Consider the following 17,504-nt stretch of genomic DNA (forward strand, 5'->3'; position numbering starts at 1 on the left):
GTCGGTTGGGCTGCCGGGGCGCTGGGCGGCGCGACGGGCGCCCTGCGGTGCGGGCGCTGACGTACCGCCAACCGGGCGCGCGGGACCGGCGCTGCTCGATGGGGCCGGCGCGGCGTGCGTACCACGCGGCTCGGGCGGGTCGGGTCTCGACGGTCTCAGTCGACGCGCGTTCGCTGACTCACAGCAAGACTCCCTCAGGGGACCAGGACCCCGGACGGAGGTCCGCGCTTGCCGCGGACCTCGCTGCCCACGGCCTGGTCATCACCCGGGGCACCCCGCCACGGAAGGAGGGTTGCCGGACAGCGGGCCGGGGCCGTGTTCGCTGTCGCTCGTGACCTGCCGGTGAGTATGCCACAGCGGCACGGAGCCGCGAAGGGGGCGTCCACCAGGTGGTCACCGCCCCACGGGAAGCGGGCGGGCGCGACCACCCTCTGGGTCGCGCCCGCCCGTTCAGGCGGTGCTCTCGGCCACCCAGCGGTCCAGCACCATCTTGGCGGCACCCGTGTCGATGGACTCGGCGGCCTTGGCGAGCCCGGCGGCGATCCAGTCGGACAGCTCACCCTGCCGTGGCTGTTCCAGCGCGGCCAGTGCCGCCGCCGCGTTGAGCAGCACCGCGTCCCGTACGGGGCCCGGCTCGCCCGCCAGCAGACGGCGCGCGACATCCGCGTTGTACGAGGCGTCCGCGCCCCGCAGCGCCTCGACGGACACCAGGTCGATGCCGACCGTACGCGGATCGAAGTGCTCCCGACGGACCGCGCCGTCCCGTACGACCCAGACCGTGGAACCGCCGGTCGTGGTCAGCTCGTCCAGGCCGTCGTCCCCGCGGAACACCAGGGCCGACGAGCCGCGCTCGGCCAGCACGCCGGCCACGATCGGAGCCATCCGAGCGTCCGCGACCCCGGTGGCCTGACTCCGTACCCGGGCCGGGTTCGTCAGCGGGCCCAGGAAGTTGAACGCGGTGGCGATACCCAACTCGCGGCGCGCAGCCGCCACATGACGCAGCGCGGGGTGGAACCTCACCGCGAAGCAGAAGGTGATCCCCGCTCGCTCCGCCACCTCGGTCACCCGGCTCGGGCTCAACTCCAGGTTGACGCCGAGCTTCTCCAGCACGTCCGAGGCACCGCTCGCGGAGGAGGACGCGCGGTTGCCGTGCTTCACGACCCGGGCGCCCGTGCCGGCCACCACGATCGCGGACATGGTGGAGATGTTCACCGTCCTGGCCCGGTCACCGCCCGTACCGACGATGTCCACGGTAGGGCCCGGCACCTCGATGACGTTGGCGTGCTCGTACATGGCCCGTACGAGTCCGGAGATCTCGCCCACCGTCTCACCCTTGGCGCGCAGGCCCACCACGAGTCCGGCGATCTGGGCGTCTGTCGCCTCGCCCCGCATGATGTGGTCCATCGCCCAGGCCGTGGCGTCGGCGTCGAGGTCCTGTCCGGACAGCAGGGCACTCAGCAGGTCCGGCCAGGAGCGGGCCGCCGTGAGGTCGCCTCCAGCGGGGTTCACAGCGCTCATGGGTCACTCCTGGCGTGCGTGGTGTTCCGAACGGGACGGTGATGCTCTGGGTGTGTGGTCTCCGGACCGGGCGCGCCTGCCGGTGCTGCCCAGCGTCAGCCTAGAGCAGTGCGGTCGAGGAGGCGTCGCCCGCCCGCGGACCGGACGGTCCCGTACGGCAGCGCACGGCGCCCGTGCCACCGGCGCGCCCCGCGTCGCACCCTTCGCGTACGCCGGCACCACGCCCAAGAGCTCCGGTCCCAGACGGAACCGGAGCCCTCGGTTACGGAACGGAGCCCGGAGGCGGGCTCAGCGCCGGTGATCAGTGGTGGCCATGGCCACTGGTGATCTCCTCGTACTCCTCCACGGTCGGCTTGGCGACCTGGCTGTTCTCACCGTAGAAGCCCTTGGACAGCTTCGCCCGCAGCTTCTCCGAACGGCCGACCTTGCGGCGTACGCCCTGCTCGTCGGTCTCCGGACCGATCTCCTCCGGGGAGTACTGCTCGTGCGCGGTGAGGGTGTGCAGGTCCTCCTGCGAGAGGCGCTCGTGCACCTCGACGAACTCGCCGTGCGGCAGTCGCTTGATGATCCCGGACTCCCGCCCGTGCAACACCTTCTCCTTGTCGTGCCGCTGCAGGCCCATACAGATCCGTTTGGTGATGACGAACGTGATCACCGGCACCACGAAGAAGCCGATCCGGACGAACCAGGTGATGGCGTTGATGGACAAGTGGAAGTGGGTCGCCCACAGGTCGTTCCCGCCGCCGATCAGCATCACGAAGTACCAGGCGATCCAGGCCGCGCCGAAGGCCGTTCGGGTCGGCGCGTTCCGCGGCCGGTCCAGGATGTGGTGCTCGCGCTTGTCCCCGGTCACCCAGGACTCGATGAACGGATAGACGGCGATCGCGCCCAGCACGAGCGGCAACACCATCAGTGGGATGAACACACCCAGCACGAGCGTGTGGTCCCAGATGTTGATCTCCCAGCCGGGCATGATCCGGACGAGCCCCTCGGAGAAGCCCATGTACCAGTCCGGTTGCGCGTTGGTCGAGACCTGGTCCGAACGGTACGGCCCCACCACCCAGACGGGGTTGATGGAGAAGGTGGCGGCGAGCATCGAGATGACGCCGAACACCAGGAAGAAGAAGCCTCCTGCCTTGGCCATGTAGACCGGCAGCAGCGGCATGCCCACGACGTTCCGGTTGGTCTTCCCGGCACCCGCGAACTGCGTGTGCTTGTGGTAGAAGACCAGGATCAGATGGGCCACCAGCAGGCCGAGCATGATTCCCGGCAACAGCAGCACGTGGATCGAGAAGAACCGCGAGATGATGTCGTGCCCGGGGAACTCCCCGCCGAAGAGGAACATCGAGATGTACGTACCGACCACCGGCACGGACAGGATCGCGCCCTCCATGAAGCGGATTCCGGTGCCGGACAGCAGGTCGTCCGGCAGCGAGTAGCCCGTCAGGCCGGTGAACATGCCGAGCACCAACAGCAGGAAGCCGAACAGCCAGTTGACCTCGCGGGGCTTGCGGAACGCCCCGGTGAAGAACACCCGCATCATGTGCACGAACATGGCGGCGACGAAGATCAACGCGCCCCAGTGGTGGATCTGCCGCATCAGCAGACCACCGCGCACGTCGAAGCTGATCTCCAACGTCGAGGCGTACGCCTCGGACATGGTGATGCCGTGCATGGGCACGTACGAGCCGTGGTATTCGATCTCCGCCATGCTCGGCGTGAAGAACAGCGTCAGATAGACACCCGTGAGGATGACGATGATGAAGCTGTAGAGCGCGACCTCACCCAGCATGAAGGACCAGTGGTCCGGGAAGATCTTGCGCATGTTGGCCTTGGCCAGGCTGTAGATGCCCAGCCGGCCGTCCGCCCAGTCCGCGACACGCTCCCCGGCGGGCGCCTTGCGCTGGCGGGGCATCTCACCACCGGACTGCTTCGTGGTGCTTTCGGTACTCATCCACGCTCCCAGAAGGACGGGCCCACCGGCTCCGCGAAGTCGCCCTGCGCTTCGAGGTAGCCGTCCTTGTTGACGCTGATCTTCAACTGCGGCAGCGGGTGTCCCGCCGGACCGAAGAGCACCTTGGCGCCGTCGGCGAGGTCGAAGGTCGACTGGTGGCACGGGCACAGCACGTGGTGCGTCTGCTGCTCGTAGAGGCTGACCGGGCAACCGACGTGGGTGCAGATCTTGGAGTAGGCCAGGACACCCTGATAGCTCCAGTCCAGGGACTGCTTGTCCTTGATGTCGTCCGGCTCGATCCGGACCAGCATCAGCGCGGCCTTCGCGATCTCGGTGTTGTAGTCCTCGCTGTGCGGGTCCAGACCCTCCGGTCTGGCGAAGGCCAGCGAGCCCATCGTGATGTCCTCGGGCCGCAACGGCTCGTCGGTGTTCTCGTTGACGAGCAACTTGCCCTTGGCCCACAGGGTGTGCCGCAGCTTGTCCTTCGGCAACGGACCCAGGTCCCGCAGCAGGACGACACCGGAGAGCGGCACCAGGGCCATCGCCCCGAACATGGTGTTCCGCACCAGCTTCCGGCGCCCCAGCTGGGACTCCTTGGCACCCTGCCGGAAGTCCTCCATGACCTTGGCCCGCACCTCGGGCTCGGCCTCGATGGGGTGCCGATCGTCGGCGATCTCCACGTCCGACATCAGGGTGCGCGCCCAGTGGACCGCCCCCGCGCCGATGCAGAACAGCGCGAGGCCGAGTGTGAGACCCAGCGAGAAGTTCAGCGCGCTGATGTCACCGAGTGGCCAGACGTGAATGATCTTGTCGATCGGGAAGGCGACGTACGAGGCGATGAACCCGACCGTGGCGAGCATCGACACCGTGAAGAACAGCGCGACGGTGCGCTCGGAACGCTTCGCCGCACGCTCGTCGACGTCCTGCACCCGGTTCTCGTGCGGCGGCAGCCCCGGATTGGCGAAGGGGTCCTCCCCCCGAGTGGCCGTCTCGCCATGCCCCTCGTGCGCGCGGGGCAGCTTCTCGTCGTCTGGCACGTTGTCGTGTGATCCCGTCTCGCTACTCATGACTTCTTCGCCTTCGCCGTACGAGCGGCGACCCAGACAGCGACCGCGACCATCACGCCGAGACCGAAGACCCAGGCGAACAGACCCTCACTGACCGGGCCGAAGCCACCAAGACCGTAGCCGCCGGGAGAGTCCGACTCCTCGCTGTTCACGGTCTCCAGGTAGGCGATGATGTCGCCCTTGCCCTTCTCCGTGATGACCGAGTCAGGATAGGACGGCATGCTCTGCGGGCCGGTCTGCATGGCCTCATAGATGTGCTTCTTGCTCACGTCACCGAGGTCCGGGGCGAACTTGCCCTTGGACAGGGCACCGCCCTCGCCGGTGAAGTTGTGGCACTGGGCGCAGTTCGTACGGAACAGCTCGCCACCCGCTGCGGCGTCGGACTCGTTCGGGTCGTACTGGCTCTTGTTGGGCACGTTCGGGCCCGGGCCGAGGGAGGCGACGTACGCGGCGAGCTGGTCGATCTCGGCCTGGTCGTACTTCACCGGCTTCTTCGGCGCCTGCGCCTCCGGCTTCTGGGCGGGCATCCGCCCGGTACCGACCTGGAAGTCGACGGCGGCGGCGCCGACTCCCACCAGACTGGGACCGTCACTGCTGCCCTGCCCGCCGGTGCCGTGGCAGCTGGCGCAGCCGACGGCGTAGAGCTTCTTGCCCTCCTTGATGGCGAGGGATGAGCCGGACCCCTTGGCGGCCTTCGCCTCATCCGCGGGAGCGAGTGCGGTGTACAGCCCCCCGGTGGCCGCCAGCGCGAAGATTAGGACGACGAGCGCCGCCAGCGGATGGCGCCGTCGTGCGGAGAGCTTTTTCACGGATTACCCCGGTGTCAGGATCTTCTGCGTCGATGCTTCTGGATGTGTCTGCGAGTAAGCGGACCGTACCCGAATCACTGGATCAGGTAGATCGTGGCGAACAGGCCGATCCAGACGACATCGACGAAATGCCAGTAATAGGACACGACGATGGCCGCAGTGGCCTGATGGTGGGTGAACCGCCTCGCCATGTACGTCCGACCGAGCACGAACAGGAACGCGATCAAGCCACCCGTCACGTGGAGCCCGTGGAAGCCGGTCGTCAGGTAGAACACCGAACCATACGGGTCGGAGGAGATGGTGAGGCCCTCGTGCAGGACCAGCTCCGAGTACTCGAAGACCTGCCCGCCGATGAAGAACGCGCCCATGATGAAGGTGACGACGAACCAGGCCCGCAGCTTCTTCACGTCACCGCGCTCGGCGGCGAACACGCCGAGCTGACAGGTGAGCGAGGAGAGCACCAGGACCGTCGTGTTCGCCGCGGAGAACGGCACGTTCAGCGCCTCGGCGTGTTCCTTCCAGTAATCGGCACCCGTCACCGATCGCAGGGTGAAGTACATCGCGAAAAGGGCCGCGAAGAACATCAGCTCGGAAGCCAGCCAGATGATGGTTCCGACGCTGGTGAGGTTCGGCCGGTTGACCGACGGGTGCGCGTGCCCGGTTTCTACTGCTGTTGCTGTCGCCACGGTCGTCATTATGTCGGTCGCTTATCCGGGCTTCACTCCGGGGGTACCGTTCGGTGTGTCCCGGCGGTCTGCGCTGCTCACACGTCCCGTCACGAGGAGGGGTGAGCGGTGCCCTTCAGCCGCCGGAAGGAGTAGCATCCGGCCAACAGCGTTGGACGTTCCCTTAGATACCCGCGGAGGAACCATGCAGCCGACGGCCACGGTGCTGGTATACAGCCACGACGCCAACACCCGCGCGCAGGTGCGGCTGGCCGCCGGACGCCGTCCCGCGCCGGACGTGCCGCAGGTGGAGTACGTCGAATGCGCCACCCCCGCCGCCGTGTTCAGCACGTTGAAGGAGCGGGCCGTGGACGTCTGTGTGCTGGACGGCGAGGCCGTCCCGTCCGGCGGCATGGGGATCTGCCGGCAGATCAAGGACGAGATCTTCCGCTGCCCGCCCGTGCTGCTGCTGATCGGACGCCCCCAGGACGCCTGGCTGGCAACCTGGAGCCGCGCGGAGGCCACCGTCGCTCATCCGGTGGACCCGATCGCACTGGCGGACGGCCTCGCCGGCCTCCTGCGTGGTGAGGGCAGCGACGAGGGATCGACGGCCGGCGCCGCCTGACCAGGCTGCTGACGACGCCGGCCGCGGGCGACCGTACGCGACGCCGGTCGGGATCGTCGTACGCGAAACCGCCTGGCCGGCCGACGGACCGCGGCACCACCGGCGCGCTGACCGCGCCCTGGCCGAGCCCCGGCGAACGACCGCCGGCCGTCCGGATCACATCTGCGGACGCAGCCGCGCGGTGTCGTGCCCGGCGCTGTCCGCACGCTGCTGGCGTTCGCCGCGCTCCGGCTTGTCGGCCTGCTCGCCCTTCCCACCCTGCTCGCCCTGCTCGTCCTGGTTCTCGCCCGCCCCGGCCTCTCGCTTCTCCGCCGCGCTGGTGACGAGGGCGCTACCGGCGCGCCACTTCTCCCAGGACATGTTCCAGTCGCCGAAGCCGTTTCCGAAGGCCGGCATGGTGGTGCCGTTGCCGTCGACGAACTTCACGACGTCGCCCCGGTCGACCAGCTCGTAGAACCACTTGGCGTTGGCCGTGCTCATGCCGGTGCAGCCGTGGCTGACGTTGGCCGAGCCGTGCGAGCCCGAGGACCAGGGCGCGGCGTGCAGGAACTCGCCGCTGCGGGTGATCCGGGTGGTCCAGTGCACCGGCAGGTCGTACGACTCCGCGCTGCCGGCGGGTATGCCGATGCTGGTGCCGCGCATCCGCACGAACTGCTGCTTCCCGAGGATGACCTTCGTGCCGTTCCGGGTCTCGAAACCGGACTTGCCGGTGGTGACCGGGACGGTGCGCAGCTTCTCGCCATCCTTCCGCACGGTCATGGTGTAGGAGTCGACGTCCACCAGCGCCTCCACCCGGTCACCCGTGCGGATACGCAGCGGCTGCACGTCGCCGCCCCGCAGACCGTCCCGGATACGCGCCCCGGCCAGCGACGCGGAGGCCGATATCGTGGCGTGCGCGGGCCAGTACTCCTTCGGACGGTAGTGCAGGGTCTTGTCGTCCACCCAGTGCCAGGCGCCCTCGACCTGGGGGCTGGACTCGACCCTGAGCCCGGACTCCACCAGCCGGCGCTGTCCGGGCTCGGACACCCTGTGGCTGAGTTCGGCCACCAGGGGCTGGCCGACCCCGTAGGTGCCCTTCTCCGGGCCGAACGTGACGTCCAGCTTCCTGCCGTCCGCCGGCTTGGTCTCGAAGTGCAGCGTGCGCTGTCCCGGGGCGCCGCTGCCGTCCTCCGTGCTCACCACGACCGTGTAACGCACCCCGGCGGCCAGATCGCCGGTGCTGCGCCAGCGCGAGCCGTCCTCGGAGAGTTCGCCGGCGACCCGACGACCCGCGCCGTCGGTGGCTATGACGTCGGTGATGCGGCCTTCCGTGTCGGTCGTGGTGACTTCCAGGGGCTTCTCGTAGTCCACGGTGTCGCTGTCCGCCTCGGCGCTGACGGCGACCTGGTCGCTGGCGTCGTACGGTTCGGCGGCGAGCGGGCTGCTCCCGGCACCACCGCAGCCGGCGAGCCCGGCGACCAGCGGCAGCAGCGTCAGGGAACAACCGATCGTGGTCCGTCGGTTCGATCGAGGTCTCATGGGCCCACGCTAGAAAGACCGCACGGCTGGGGCGCGTTGAACTGCTGCAAACGGGTCGACCCCCGGAGTGTCCCGGGGGTCGATCCGTCGGTCGTACGGGCCGCCTGGTAGGACCCGGTGCGCGCTACTGGTTCTGCGCCTCACCGTGGTAGTACTCGAACACCCAGCCGAAGAGGCCGATCAGCAGCAGCGGGATGGAGTAGAACACCAGCCACCAGCCGAAGGCCACGCCCATGAAGACGAACGCCGCGCCCAGTCCGAGGCTCAGCGGGTGCCAGCTGTAGGGGCTGAAGAAGCCCAGCTCGCCCGCGTCGTCGGCGACGTCGGCGTCCTTGTTGTCCTGCGCCCCGGTGTCCGTGCGGCGCGCGGTGAAGGCCAGGTAGTACCCGATCATCACGGACAGGCCGAAGGACAGCGCCAGGGCGGTCGTACCGACCGGCTCCTTGGACCAGACGCCGTAGACCACCGCCACGATGAGCAGGAAGAGCGCCAGCCAGTTGAACATGCGTCCCTGGGCCTTCACTTGCTGTCACCCTCTCCTGCGGAGCTGTTTCCGGACGTCTCGCCGGCGAGCACCTTCTCGTCCCGGCCGTACTCCTCCGCCTCCTCGAGCGCGACGATCTCGGGGTGGTGCAGGTCGAAGGCCGGGGACTCCGAGCGGATACGGGGCAGCGAGACGAAGTTGTGCCGCGGCGGCGGACACGAGGTGGTCCACTCGAGCGAGCGACCGTACCCCCACGGGTCGTCGACCTCGACGGGCTTGCCGTGTTTCGCGGTCTTCCAGATGTTGTAGAAGAACGGCAGCATCGACAGGCCGAGCAGGAACGAACTCACCGTGGAGATGGTGTTCAGCAGGGTGAAGCCGTCCGCGGCCAGGTAGTCGGCGTACCGACGCGGCATGCCCTCGGCGCCGAGCCAGTGCTGCACGAGGAACGTGCCGTGGAAGCCGATGAACAGCGTCCAGAAGGTGATCTTCCCGAGCCGTTCGTCCAGCATCTTCCCGGTCATCTTGGGCCACCAGAAGTGGAATCCCGCGAACATCGCGAAGACCACGGTGCCGAAGACGACGTAGTGGAAGTGCGCCACCACGAAGTACGAGTCGGAGACGTGGAAGTCCAGCGGCGGCGAGGCCAGGATGACCCCGGTCAGACCGCCGAAGAGGAAGGTGACCAGGAAGCCGATCGTCCAGAGCATCGGCGTCTCGAAGGACAGCGAGCCCTTCCACATGGTGCCGACCCAGTTGAAGAACTTCACGCCGGTCGGCACCGCGATCAGGAAGGTCATGAACGAGAAGAAGGGCAGCAACACCCCGCCGGTGACGTACATGTGGTGCGCCCAGACGGTCACCGACAGGCCGGCGATGGCGATCGTCGCGCCGATCAGGCCGATGTAACCGAACATCGGCTTACGGCTGAAGACCGGGATGACCTCGGAGACGATGCCGAAGAACGGCAACGCGATGATGTAGACCTCCGGGTGACCGAAGAACCAGAAGAGATGTTGCCACAGGAGCGCGCCGCCGTTCGCGGCGTCGAAGATGTGTGCCCCGAACTCCCGGTCCGCCTCCAGCGCGAACAGCGCGGCGGCCAGCACCGGGAAGGCCAGCAGCACCAGCACACCGGTCAGCAGCACGTTCCACGTGAAGATCGGCATCCGGAACATCGTCATGCCGGGAGCGCGCATGCAGATGATCGTCGTGATGAAGTTGACCGATCCGAGGATCGTACCGAAGCCCGACAGGGCCAGACCCATGATCCACAGGTCGGCGCCGATGCCGGGCGAGTACACGTCGTTGGACAGCGGAGAATACGCGAACCAACCGAAGCTCGCCGCCCCCTGCGGGGTGAGGAAGCCACCCACGGCGATGAGCGAGCCGAAGGAGTAGAGCCAGTACGCGAGCATGTTCAGCCGGGGGAACGCCACATCGGGCGCGCCGATCTGGAGCGGCATGATCCAGTTGGCGAAGCCGGAGAACAGCGGTGTCGCGAACATCAGCAGCATCACCGTGCCGTGCATGGTGAACGCCTGGTTGAACTGCTCGTTCGACATGATCTGGGTGCCCGGACGGGCCAACTCGGCGCGCATGAACAGCGCCATGACGCCGCCGATGATGAAGAACACGAACGACGTGATCAGGTACAGCGACCCGATCGTCTTGTGGTCCGTGGTGGTCAGCCACGCTACGACGACATTGCCGGGCTTCTTACGGCGCACGGGCAGCTCGTTCTCGTTCGAGTCGGTGGCTGCGGCACCCTGAGGTTCGTTGAGGATGCTCACGGGTTATTCGTCTCCGCATTCCTGGCGTCACCTTCGGTCTTGACGCCCGCCGGGATGTAGCCGGTGTTGCCCTTCTCCGCCAGCTTCTCCAGGTGCTTCTCGTAGCGCTCGGGAGAGACGATCTTGACGTTGAAGAGCATCCGGGAGTGGTCCACACCGCACAGCTCCGCGCACTTGCCCATGTAGGTGCCCGACTTCTTCGGAGTCACCGTGAAGCTGTTGGTGTGCCCGGGGATGACGTCCTGCTTCATGAGGAACGGCACCACCCAGAACGAGTGAATGACGTCGCGCGAGGTGAGTACGAACTCGACCGTCTCGCCCTTGGGCAGCCACAGCGTCGGGCCCGGATTGTTGTTCTGCGGATTCCGGTCGGCGGGCGTACCGACCGTGTGCACGCCCTCGGCTCCCTCCGGGAACCTCTCCTTCATCCGGTCCGGGATGGCGTCCAGGGCCTTGGAGTCCGTGTTGGAGGACTTCTCACCGTCGACGTTCTCGATGTAGTTGAAGCCCCAGCTCCACTGGAAGCCGACCACGTTCACCACGTGGTCCGGCTTGTCCGGGGTCTCCAGAAGCTTCGCCTCGTCGCGCGCGGTGAAGTAGAAGAGCACCGACACGATGACGATCGGGACCACGGTGTACAGCGCCTCGAGCGGCATGTTGTACCTGGTCTGCGCGGGCACCTCGACCTTGGTCCTGGAACGCCGGTGGAACACGACGCTCCACACGATCAGACCCCACACGAGCACGCCCGTGGCGATCGCGGCCGCCCATGAGCCCTGCCACAGGGCGAGGATGCGCGGTGCCTCCTCCGTGATCGGAGTGGGCATACCGAGGCGGGGGAAATCCTCGGATGTGCACCCGGTCGCGGTCGCCAGGAGCAGGCCAGACGTCAGCAGATGCGGCAGTTTCCGCCGCATCGGGCGCCGCGACGAGGGGGTACCGCCCCCGCCCTTCGGGCGGTGGGGGAGGTCGGAGCCGTTGGGACTCACGTAGCGCCTTCCCGAGAGTCTCGCCCGCTCAGCCGGGCTCGGCCGTAAGGTGGTCGGGCGCGGCCCTGGCGCGGGCATGGGGTTTGGATGCTTATGCGGACCAAACCCTAACGGACGCTATTTGGCGTCGCGCGGGGAGGGTACGTAACGCGCCGCTCGCGCCCCCGAAGGGACGGAACCAGCGGTCCCGAGGGCCGGGCTGACAGGGTGTGGGGGCGATCCCGGGAGGCCACCGCCGTGGACGCGCCCCGGTCGGGCGCGGGTTGGCCGGGCCGCCGGGCCGGCTGCCTCCGGGATCGTGGGGGCCACGGGTCGGCGGGCCGCCGGAGCCCGGTCCGTGCCGGCGAAGCCCGGCCGATGCCGGACGGGGCGGAAGCGCGTACGGCCGGCTCGGACGAACGCCACGGTTCACGCGTACGAGCGACCCAGACGAGGTGGGTTTCCGATCTCCCTGGCCGTCCCGGCTGTCCCGGCCACCCTGGCTGGCTTGGCCGACTTGGCAGCCCACCGTCCTGCTCGTTCCGGTATCACCCACGACACAGCGCCGCCGGACGGCCTGGTCTACCGTTCCGGCTGTGCCGTACTTCGACGCCGCCTCCGCCACGCCCCTGCATCCGGTCGCACGCGAGGCGCTGCTCGCATCCCTCGACGAGGGGTGGGCCGACCCCGCGCGCCTGCACCGGGAGGGCCGCCGCGCCCGCATGTTGCTGGACGCGGCCCGGGAGACCGCCGCGGAGGCCGTGGGTTGCCGCCCGGACGAGCTGACCTTCACCCCCTCCGGCACCCGGGCCCTGCACACCGGAATCGCCGGCACGCTCGACGCGCGTCGGCGTACCGGCCGCAGGCTGGTGGTCTCCTCCGTGGAGCACTCGGCGGTGCTGCACGCCGCCGACGCGCACCGGGCGGCCGGCGGGCAGGTGACCGAGGTCGCGGTGACGCGTACCGGCCGGGTCAACGACACGGCGTACGCCCGCGCGCTCGCCGACGACACCGCGCTGGCCTGTCTGCAGAGCGCCAACCACGAGGTCGGTACGCGACAGCCGGTCACCGCGGTGGCCGAAGCGTGCCGGGCGGCGGGCGTGCCGCTGCTGGTTGACGCGGCCCAGTCGCTGCCCTGGGGCCCGGTGTCGGGCGCCTGGGGCTTGTTGACCGGCAGCGCGCACAAGTGGGGCGGGCCGGCGGGAGTCGGCCTGCTGGTCGTACGTAAAGGGGTGCGCTTCGCGCCGCCCGCCCCCCGGGACGAGCGGGAGGCGGGACGGTCCCCCGGCTTCGCGGACATCCCCGGTGTGGTGGCCGCCGCGGCCTCGCTGCGCGCGGCGCACGCCGAGGCGGAGGCCGAGGCGGCGCGGTTGCGCGCGCTGGTGGACACCATCCGGGAGCGGGTGCCGGCGCTGGTTCCGGACGCCGAGGTGGTGGGCGATCCGGAGCGTCGACTGCCGCACCTGGTCACGTTCTCCTGCCTGTACGCGGACGGTGAGTCGCTGCTGCACGGTCTGGACCGGGTGGGCTTCTCGGTCTCCTCCGGTTCCTCCTGCACCTCGAGCAGCCTGACGCCGAGTCATGTGCTCCGGGCGATGGGCGTCCTGTCGGAGGGCAACGTACGGGTGTCACTGCCGCCGGGCACGTCCGCGGCGGAGGTGGAGCGCTTCCTGACGGTGCTACCGGGGGCGGTGCGGTCCGTACGCGAGCAACTCGGCGCGCCGGCGGACGGCGCGTCGGACCGGGTGCATGACCGGGATCCGGGTGCCTCGGAAACTGCCGGGGCGGGAGCCGCGGGACGGGCGGGCGTCGACGGAGCGGTCGACGCACCGGCGGAGCGTGTGGAGACGCCGGGCGAGACGCGGGAGGGATCCGGTCCCGCTCATCCGCGGGGCACGGACGAGGCGTCGCAGGTGTCGCAGGCTTCGCCAGCGACGCAAGGGACGTACACCGTGGACGCGTTGGGCACGCTTTGCCCGGTGCCGGTGATCGAACTGGCCAAGGTGATCGACTCGGTGCCGGTCGGCGCGGTGGTGACCGTGCTGGCCGACGACGAGGCCGCGCGGCTGGACATTCCCGCCTGGTGCTCGATGAGGGGGCACGACTATCTGGGCGCGGACGGCAGCGCGTACCGGCTGCGTCGGCGGTAATGCGGCTGGTCCACCCGGGCCGGTGCGGCCGGCCCGGGTGACCAGCGGGATTCGGACCAGCCCGAGCGGGCCGGCCCTGGCGGGTCAGGGCAGGTGCGGGCGGATCTGAGCCGCCGCGTCCTCGCCGTACGCCTTGGTGAAGCGCTCGATGAAGTTGCCGCGCCGCACGTCGTGTTCCTGCGGCCCGTCCGTCTCGATCACCAGGGTGGCCATCATGCAGCCGATCTGCGCGGCCCGCTCCAGGCCGACGTCCCAGGCGAGTCCGGTGAGGAAGCCCGAGCGGAAGGCGTCCCCGACACCGGTCGGGTCGACCTTGGCCTCCTCCTCCGGAGTGCCGACGAGGATCGGCTCCTCGCCCTTCCGCTCGATACGCACACCCTGCGCGCCCAGCGTGGTGACCCTCGTGGTGACCCGGTCGAGAACCTCCGCGTCGGACCATCCGGTCTTGTTCTCGATGAGGCCCTTCTCGTACTCGTTCGTGAAGAGGAAGGCGGCACCGTCCATCAGTCCGCGGATCTCCGGCCCCTCCATCCTGGCGATCTGCTGGGAGAAGTCCGCAGCGAACGGGATGCCGCGCGTCCGGCACTCCTCGGTGTGCCGGGTCATGGCTTCCGGGTCACCCGCGCCGATACACACCAGGTCCAGGGTGCCGACACGATCCGCGACCGCCTTCAGCTCGATCAGCCGGGCCTCGCTCATCGCACCGGCGTAGAACGAGCCGATCTGGTTCTGGTCCTCGTCCGTGGTGCAGATGAACCGCGAGGTGTGCGCCGTCTCGGAGACGTGGATGGATGCGGTGTCCACACCGTGACGGTCGAGCCAGGCGCGGTACTCCTCGAAGTCCTGGCCGACGGCGCCGACGAGGATCGGCCGGGTGCCGAGCTGGCCCATGCCGAAGGCGATGTTCGCGGCGACTCCGCCGCGGCGCACGTCGAGGTTGTCCACGAGGAACGAGAGGGAGACCATGTGCAGCTGATCGGCGACCAGTTGGTCGGCGAAACGGCCGGGGAAGGTCATCAGGTGGTCGGTGGCGATAGAGCCGGTCACTGCGATACGCACGACGAATTCTGCTCCAGAAGGAGTAGGAATAGCGGGCTCGACCAAGCTACCCGCTGAACGCGCGAATACGAACAGGCAGTAACTACCCCATAGTAGGACCTTCCCGAGTAATCACCCGCTGCGTAATGTGACATCCATGACGGAGAGCACCCGGCACGCCGACATCCGCCCCGCCGAGCCAGCCTCCCTCGCGCAGCTGCGCGAGGACTGTGCGCTGCTGCGGAGACGTTGGTCCCCGAGTCCAGGGCAGCCGGACCCGCTCGCCGACAGAGGACCGCGCGGCCACCACGCGACGCCGCCGCGTCCCGGCGGCGTGCGCGTACCGGAGGGGTGCGTACGGCTCCTGGACGACATGCCCGGATACGCCGAGTGACCACGCGCCCGGAGGGAACCGGGCACCCCGGCGCTCCGTCCAACGCGTGTCCCCTCCTCGGGGACCGCACGAGTGAGAACGGAGCCGAAGGAGCGATGCCGTGACCACCCGAGAAACCCCCGAGCCGCCCAGGCGGCGTCGGCGCCTGACCGTCCTCTCGGTCGCGGCCGCCGTGCTGCTGGCCGGAGGCGGTGGCGCGTACTGGGCGTCCCACAGCGCTGATCAGACCACGGACGAGGACCAGCCGCGCGCCAACGCGAAACCCGATCCCGAGCCGCTGGTGCTGGACGGCCACGGCCTGACCACGGCGACGGACAGTACGGACAGCAGCCGCTCCGGGATCGCCCCCGGCGAACCGGACCCGCAAGGCGCCGACTACCGCGTGTCCGGCGAACTCCCCAAGGGCCCGGACTCCGCGTCCGTCTTCCGCGCCAAGGAAGGCGTCAGCGAATCCGAGGTGGCGGCCATCGCGGCGGCCCTGGACGTACGAGGCACGCCGCGGCACTCGGACGGCGGCTGGACGGTCTCCGTGGGCGGAAAGGACGAGAACGGCGAGACGGGCGAGAACGACGCGAAGGACGAGGGGCCGTCCCTGACGGTCGGGGACGAACGGTCCAGTGGCCGTTGGGCGTACTCCCACCCCGCCGGGATCAGTTCCCAGGGAGCGGACGGCTCCGAGCAGCAGGGCGCGGGCGAGCGGCGACCCGTGACCGAGGCGCAGGCGGAGTCGGCCGTGCGCCCGGTGCTGCACGCGCTGGATCTGGGCGGGGCGGACCTGGACGCCTCCTCGGCACACGACGGCCAGCGGGTGGTGAAGGTGCGGCCTCAGGTGGGCGGCCTGCCCACCCAGGACTGGGGTGGTTCCTTCACGGTCGGGCCGGACGGTGAACTGCTGCGCGGCCATGGTCAGTTGGGCCAGCCCACGCAGGGCGACGCGTATCCGGTACTGACCGCCGCGGAGACGCTGAAGCAGGTGCCGGAGCGCGGCCCGATCAGCGTGGCCGGCGTCGAGTGCGCCGACGAGGGATCGCCGCCCACCCGCGGCGGGGGCGGCCAGTCGAGCGCGGAGACCGAGGCCCACGGCAAGCCCCAGACCCAGACCAGCGAGGCTGACGACGCCTCCCGCGCAGACGTCCCCTGTGCCGCGCCCGCCGAGCGGAAGCCGCGCACGGTCACCGACGCCGAGTTCGGGCTGGACACGCAGTACTCCAAGGGGCGGGCGGTGCTCGTACCGTCCTGGACCTACGAGGTGCGCCCGGCCGGCGACGGCGAGTCGCACAAGGTGACCTACCCGGCGGTGGAGCCGGAGTACCTCAAGGGCCCGAACAGCGAATCGGACGGCGGTGACGGCGGCGAGCAGGAGGCGCGGCCGCCCCGGGCCGAGCCGGGCGGCGGGGGCGAGCGCCTGGGCGTGACCTCCTACGCCACCGGGGACGGCAGCGCGGACCGTACGCTCACGCTGACCTTCTGGGGCGGCGTCTGCCATACGTACAAGGGCAGCGTGGACGCCTCCGGGAAGCAGGTGAAGGTGTCGATCCAGGCGGAGAAGCAGAAGACGAAGCAGGCCTGTGTGCAGATCGCGAAGCAGCAGCGGGTGAAGGTGACCCTGGACGAGCCGCTCGGCGAGCGCGAGGTCGTGGACGCGCGGGACGGCGATCCGTTGCCGAGGAGCAAGTGACCGGTGCCGCGGGCGGATGCTCGTGGCGCGAGCGTGAGCGTGCGCGCGTACGCACCCGCCACGGGCGTGCGTGACCACGACCAACGGGCGGCCCGGCAGCGGGCCGCCCGTTGGTCGTGTGTCGCTCAGCTCAGTCGCTCAGCTGAAGGAGTCGCCACAGGCGCAGGAACCCGTGGCGTTCGGGTTGTCGATGGTGAAGCCCTGCTTCTCGATGGTGTCGACGAAGTCGATCGAGGCACCGCCCAGGTACGGAGCGCTCATCCGGTCCGTGACGACCTGGACGCCGTCGAAGTCCTTGACCACGTCTCCGTCCAGCGACCGCTCGTCGAAGAACAGTTGGTACCGCAGGCCGGAGCAGCCGCCCGGCTGTACCGCCACACGCAGCGCCAGATCGTCCCGACCCTCCTGCTCGAGCAGGCTCTTGACCTTCGCCGCGGCGGTGTCGGACAGGATGATGCCCTCGCTCACAGCGGTCTCGTCCGATACGGACATCTGCTTCTCTCCCGGGTTGTACGGACTGCTCTGCCACCGGAGGCAACCGGTGACATCCCGGATTCATTCCAGGGCTGACACGCGTAGTCGCGCCTCTCACATGCTCGCACATCGGGCCGTACGTGGTCATGGTCACCGCGTCCGACGGCGCTCGGGGTGATGTGTCACACCGTCCGGCAGGCATCGTCAAACTGACGTGAAGCGGCTATGATGAATAACGTCAGCACGACGATAAGAGCATCCGGCAGTGGGTGAGTGGGAGAAGGAGGGCGTCGAGGTCCAAGTCCGGCAAGGCGGATGAGGGAGGCAGCCGGAGGCGCTGTCGACCGACGACAACGCAGCCGGGCGCCG

15 protein-coding genes and 1 riboswitch are annotated in these 17,504 nt (G+C 69.2%); of the genes, 4 read left to right on the top strand and 11 right to left on the bottom strand.

Annotation, left to right across the window (positions count from 1 at the left end; genetic code table 11):
* Nucleotides 1–219 precede the first annotated feature (219 nt).
* A riboswitch (SAM riboswitch) is annotated at nt 220–337 on the bottom strand.
* 113 nt (nt 338–450) lie between these two features.
* The 5 genes from trpD to ctaE all read right to left on the bottom strand — a co-directional run bounded on the left by trpD (nt 451) and on the right by ctaE (nt 6,043).
* A complete protein-coding gene (gene trpD, locus AN216_RS16675) occupies nt 451–1,518 on the bottom strand; it encodes an anthranilate phosphoribosyltransferase (protein WP_070197480.1) in 1,068 nt (355 codons plus the stop codon).
* 301 nt (nt 1,519–1,819) lie between these two features.
* The gene (gene qcrB / locus AN216_RS16680; protein WP_070197481.1) at nt 1,820–3,472 is read right to left on the bottom strand and encodes a cytochrome bc1 complex cytochrome b subunit; all 1,653 of its coding nucleotides are present in this window, start codon (nt 3,470–3,472) and stop codon (nt 1,820–1,822) included.
* The gene (qcrA, locus tag AN216_RS16685; protein ID WP_070197482.1) at nt 3,469–4,539 is read right to left on the bottom strand and encodes a cytochrome bc1 complex Rieske iron-sulfur subunit; all 1,071 of its coding nucleotides are present in this window, start codon (nt 4,537–4,539) and stop codon (nt 3,469–3,471) included. Before qcrA ends, qcrB begins: the two co-directional genes overlap by 4 nt.
* Complete coding sequence (gene qcrC, locus AN216_RS16690; protein ID WP_070197483.1) at nt 4,536–5,348, bottom strand: cytochrome bc1 complex diheme cytochrome c subunit; 813 nt, start codon at nt 5,346–5,348, stop codon at nt 4,536–4,538. Before qcrC ends, qcrA begins: the two co-directional genes overlap by 4 nt.
* A gap of 74 nt (nt 5,349–5,422) precedes the next feature.
* A complete protein-coding gene (gene ctaE / locus AN216_RS16695; protein WP_070197484.1) occupies nt 5,423–6,043 on the bottom strand; it encodes an aa3-type cytochrome oxidase subunit III in 621 nt (206 codons plus the stop codon).
* A gap of 175 nt (nt 6,044–6,218) precedes the next feature.
* Between ctaE and AN216_RS16700 the strand changes: the two genes are divergently transcribed.
* On the top strand, nt 6,219–6,638 hold the full coding sequence (locus AN216_RS16700) for a hypothetical protein (RefSeq protein WP_070197485.1): 420 nt from the start codon (nt 6,219–6,221) through the stop codon (nt 6,636–6,638).
* 156 nt (nt 6,639–6,794) lie between these two features.
* On the opposite strand, the gene AN216_RS16705 is transcribed toward AN216_RS16700, so the two are convergent.
* The 4 genes from AN216_RS16705 to ctaC all read right to left on the bottom strand — a co-directional run bounded on the left by AN216_RS16705 (nt 6,795) and on the right by ctaC (nt 11,422).
* Complete coding sequence (locus tag AN216_RS16705) at nt 6,795–8,156, bottom strand: L,D-transpeptidase (protein WP_070197486.1); 1,362 nt, start codon at nt 8,154–8,156, stop codon at nt 6,795–6,797.
* A 124-nt stretch (nt 8,157–8,280) separates the two neighbouring features.
* Nucleotides 8,281–8,679, bottom strand: a complete 399-nt coding sequence (locus AN216_RS16710) for a cytochrome c oxidase subunit 4 (protein ID WP_070197487.1) — start codon at nt 8,677–8,679, stop codon at nt 8,281–8,283.
* Nucleotides 8,676–10,433, bottom strand: coding sequence for an aa3-type cytochrome oxidase subunit I (gene ctaD / locus AN216_RS16715; RefSeq protein ID WP_070197488.1), 1,758 nt, complete (start codon nt 10,431–10,433; stop codon nt 8,676–8,678). The genes AN216_RS16710 and ctaD overlap by 4 nt, the downstream gene beginning before the upstream one ends.
* The gene (gene ctaC, locus AN216_RS16720; RefSeq protein ID WP_244502500.1) at nt 10,430–11,422 is read right to left on the bottom strand and encodes an aa3-type cytochrome oxidase subunit II; all 993 of its coding nucleotides are present in this window, start codon (nt 11,420–11,422) and stop codon (nt 10,430–10,432) included. Before ctaC ends, ctaD begins: the two co-directional genes overlap by 4 nt.
* A 575-nt stretch (nt 11,423–11,997) precedes the next feature.
* On the opposite strand from ctaC, the gene AN216_RS16725 reads away from it, so the two are divergent.
* Nucleotides 11,998–13,551, top strand: coding sequence for a cysteine desulfurase/sulfurtransferase TusA family protein (locus tag AN216_RS16725; RefSeq protein ID WP_070197490.1), 1,554 nt, complete (start codon nt 11,998–12,000; stop codon nt 13,549–13,551).
* An 84-nt stretch (nt 13,552–13,635) separates the two neighbouring features.
* Here the strand turns inward: AN216_RS16725 and AN216_RS16730 are convergent, their stop codons facing one another.
* The gene (locus AN216_RS16730) at nt 13,636–14,610 is read right to left on the bottom strand and encodes a carbohydrate kinase family protein (protein ID WP_070197491.1); all 975 of its coding nucleotides are present in this window, start codon (nt 14,608–14,610) and stop codon (nt 13,636–13,638) included.
* Nucleotides 14,611–14,746: 136 nt separating this feature from the next.
* Here AN216_RS16730 and AN216_RS16735 point away from each other — a divergent pair, with 136 nt between their 5' ends.
* Nucleotides 14,747–14,983, top strand: a complete 237-nt coding sequence (locus AN216_RS16735) for a hypothetical protein (RefSeq protein ID WP_070197492.1) — start codon at nt 14,747–14,749, stop codon at nt 14,981–14,983.
* A gap of 100 nt (nt 14,984–15,083) precedes the next feature.
* Nucleotides 15,084–16,661: a hypothetical protein gene (locus AN216_RS16740; protein ID WP_070197493.1), complete on the top strand. Its 1,578-nt coding sequence runs from the start codon at nt 15,084–15,086 to the stop codon at nt 16,659–16,661.
* A gap of 138 nt (nt 16,662–16,799) precedes the next feature.
* Here AN216_RS16740 and AN216_RS16745 read toward each other — a convergent pair whose 3' ends face one another.
* Nucleotides 16,800–17,153, bottom strand: coding sequence for a HesB/IscA family protein (locus AN216_RS16745; RefSeq protein ID WP_070197494.1), 354 nt, complete (start codon nt 17,151–17,153; stop codon nt 16,800–16,802).
* Between the last annotated feature and the right edge of the window lie 351 nt (nt 17,154–17,504).

The sequence above is a fragment of the Streptomyces oceani genome (assembly GCF_001751245.1).
GTDB classification, from domain to species: Bacteria; Actinomycetota; Actinomycetes; order Streptomycetales; family Streptomycetaceae; genus Streptomyces; species Streptomyces oceani.

Excerpts from the sequence above, each read along its gene's own strand:
- AN216_RS16735 (WP_070197492.1), top strand. The coding sequence starts at position 14,747 with ATGACGGAGAGCACCCGGCACGCCGACATCCGCCCCGCCGAGCCAGCC.
- qcrA (WP_070197482.1), bottom strand. The coding sequence starts at position 4,539 with ATGAGTAGCGAGACGGGATCACACGACAACGTGCCAGACGACGAGAAG.
- AN216_RS16700 (WP_070197485.1), top strand. The coding sequence starts at position 6,219 with ATGCAGCCGACGGCCACGGTGCTGGTATACAGCCACGACGCCAACACC.
- trpD (WP_070197480.1), bottom strand. The coding sequence starts at position 1,518 with ATGAGCGCTGTGAACCCCGCTGGAGGCGACCTCACGGCGGCCCGCTCC.
- AN216_RS16745 (WP_070197494.1), bottom strand. The coding sequence starts at position 17,153 with ATGTCCGTATCGGACGAGACCGCTGTGAGCGAGGGCATCATCCTGTCC.
- qcrB (WP_070197481.1), bottom strand. The coding sequence starts at position 3,472 with ATGAGTACCGAAAGCACCACGAAGCAGTCCGGTGGTGAGATGCCCCGC.
- ctaE (WP_070197484.1), bottom strand. The coding sequence starts at position 6,043 with ATGACGACCGTGGCGACAGCAACAGCAGTAGAAACCGGGCACGCGCAC.
- AN216_RS16705 (WP_070197486.1), bottom strand. The coding sequence starts at position 8,156 with ATGAGACCTCGATCGAACCGACGGACCACGATCGGTTGTTCCCTGACG.